2 protein-coding genes and 1 pseudogene are annotated in these 2,747 nt (G+C 72.2%); all 3 read left to right on the top strand.

Annotated elements, in window-relative coordinates; translation table 11 throughout:
- Positions 1–662 (top strand): annotated as a pseudogene (locus tag E1292_RS50055) (spermidine synthase); the annotation flags it as partial.
- Positions 663–792: 130 nt separating this feature from the next.
- Positions 793–1,035 carry a hypothetical protein gene (locus tag E1292_RS50050; protein ID WP_132606823.1) on the top strand — a complete coding sequence of 81 codons (243 nt, stop codon included), beginning with the start codon at positions 793–795 and terminating at the stop codon, positions 1,033–1,035.
- The coding region (locus tag E1292_RS50045) for a hypothetical protein (protein WP_132606822.1) at positions 1,032–2,747 on the top strand (1,716 nt) is incomplete at its 3' end. The genes E1292_RS50050 and E1292_RS50045, both read left to right, overlap by 4 nt.

Here is a 2,747-nt window from a genome sequence, read left to right as displayed (position 1 = left end):
CCCCCGACCCCGCCGACGACGACCGGCCGTTCCTCTACCTCAAGGACGCGACGATCCCGCCGATCTACATCATCACGCTCGGCCTGATCCTCATCGTCAGCCTCCTCGCCGTCCGCGTCGTCGCGGGCCCCTACGACCGGATGCGGCCGTACGCCGACCTGTTCCTGCTGGGCGTGGCGTTCATGCTGCTGGAGACGAAGAGTGTGACCGGGTTCGCGCTGCTGTTCGGCACGACGTGGGTGGTCAACGCGATCGTCTTCGCCGGCGTGCTCGTCGCGGTCCTCGCCGCCGTCGAGGTGACCCGCCGCTTCCGCACCCCGCCGCTGCCCGTCATGTACGGCGTGCTGCTCGCCGGCCTGCTGCTGGCCTGGCTGGTGCCGAACGCGTGGCTGCTGTCCCTGCCGCTGCCGCTGCGCGCGGTGGCCGCGGTGACCGTGGCCTTCCTGCCGATCTTCGCCGCGAACATCGTCTTCGCCAAGCGCTTCGCCGACACCGCCGACGCCACCACGTCCTTCGGCGCGAACCTGCTGGGCGCCATGGTGGGCGGCTGCCTGGAGTACGCAGCGCTGATCATCGGTTACAAGGGGCTGCTGATCGTGGCGGCCCTGCTCTACATCGGGGCGCTGGTGCTGCTGCCGAGAAAGAAGGCCGCGCTGGTGTGACGTGAGGGGCACGCGGTTCGCGCCATAAACGTTCGGCATGGTCCGCGCTCTCGCCGGCGCCCTTGCGGTTGACTGGCGTGGGGAAGCGCGGCGAGTGCCGCCTCCTCTTCGGGAGCCTCGGAGGAGCGAGATGCCTGAGCCCGATCGCGAGGCGATGCAGGCTGCCGCGGCGCGCATCCAGCGGCTGTCCGACGAGCACTGGTGGACCCTGCACCAGGTCTGTGGGCTGATGCGGGACAACGCGTGGGTGGGGCCGACCGGGCGCAGGTTCGGCGAGGAGGTGCACGCGGCCGAGCGCGGCCTGCGCGAGATGCTCGCCAGGGCCGTCGCCGACGCCAGGCGGAAACTGAGCACCCTGCCGGAGCGGCCGTGAGCCCGGATCCCGACTTCACCGGCGTCAAGCGGCCCGAGTTCGACACGATGGCCACCCAGCACACCGCCGCCGCAGGACGGCTCGCCGACCTCGCCACCCGGCTGCACGGCGAGCTGACGGCCGCGGGCCTGGACACCACGCCCGCCACCCGCATCCGCGAGCTGGCCACGCAGGCCCAGACCCAGGCCGAGGACCTGCGGCGGCGCCGGCGGCTGGTCGACGAGCTCGAACGCAACAAGGTCGTCTTCGGCGCCTCCACCGCCGCGGGCACGTTCCTGCCGGTGCCCGACAGGCTGGAGACCGGCCAGGCGATGCTGGCCGGCACCGTCGCCGCGGACGCGGCCATCGCCGCCTACACCAAGCCGCCGAGGGGCAAGGTGCTGCCCGAGCAGCTCGCGGTCGTGCAGCGGTACGCCGCCAAGGTGCACGACCCCGCCTTCGCCAAGGCGTTCATGAGCAAACTCGGCGCCAGGGGCGTGACCGACCTGGCCAACGCCATCTGGCTGGAGAAGGCCTCCTGGGAGCGTGCCGGGGACCACGACGGGGCCAAGCGGGCCTTCGCACAGGGAGAGCACGTCCTGCGGATCCTCAGCACGGCGCTGGCCGGCGCCACCGACCCGGCCAGTCCCGCCTACCTGGGCGCCGGCTTCCTCCAGCGGCTCAAGACCGCGGGCCGCACCTCCAGAGACCTCCACAGCGTGACGGGCGGGCGGCCCACCGCCTACCACGACCTGGCCGACGTGCTCGGCGCCCACCCCGGCGAGCCGCCGTACTCGGCCGAGTTCATGCGCACGGTCGGACGCGACATGATCGCGCTCGACCGCGAGGTCCACGACGCCCTCAGGAACGGCGAGGGCACGAAGGCGATGGACGACATGCGCACCTTCGTCCCCGACCTGCTGCGGGCCGCCGCCTCCAGCCCCGCCGCGGCGCAGGCGCTCCTCGACCACACGCCCGCCGGCCGCACCACGACCAACCTCAACTACCTGCTGCACGACCGGGTGGCCTGGTGGACCGACAATCCGAACTCCACGACGGACGACCGCGACGCCAGGGCGCTCGGCGCGGCGATGGAAGCCGCGATGAAGGGCTCCGACGCGGTCTCGCTCCGGCTGACCGCGGAGACCCTCAAGATCCTCGGAGCCGACCTGCCCCGCCTCTACGCCCGCAACTCCGCCGAGAAACTCCAGCTCGCCGACCAGGCCGGCTTCGACCGGCGCGCATCCCTGCGGCCCGCGCTCGGCACCATCCTGTCCGCCCACATCGACGAGCTCGGCCGGATCATCGACGGCCGCAACGTGCTCAAATCCGGCGTCGGCGCCACCCTGAAGGACCAGTCGGTCAACCGGCGCGACATCGACTACGCGCTGCTCCTCGCGACCAGCGACGACGCCGTGTTCGGGCAGATCGTCAGGGCCCAGGCCGAGCACACGCGCGTGGAGATCGACCGGATCTTCCCGCTCACCGACAAGGGCCCGCGGCTCGCCGACCCCGTCGCCCGGGAGAGCAAGACCTTCGGCCACCTCCTCGGCGCCCGCGAGCAGGCCCTCTACTCGGTGGGCCGGGCCAACGAGGCAGCGGCCAAGGAGCTCGAGTCCATGGTGCGGTCCGCCATCGGCATCGTGCCCGTGCCCGGCAAGGAGTTCGCGGGCAAGCTGGCCGAACAGGCGTTCAAAGGCATGCGCCTGGAGGGCTTCGCCAAGGAGGTGGCG

It is taken from the genome of Nonomuraea deserti (assembly GCF_004348685.1).
Classification (GTDB): domain Bacteria; phylum Actinomycetota; class Actinomycetes; order Streptosporangiales; family Streptosporangiaceae; genus Nonomuraea; species Nonomuraea deserti.
The sequence above is the reverse complement of the archived record's forward strand: the minus strand, read 5'-3'. Positions and strand labels throughout refer to the sequence as shown.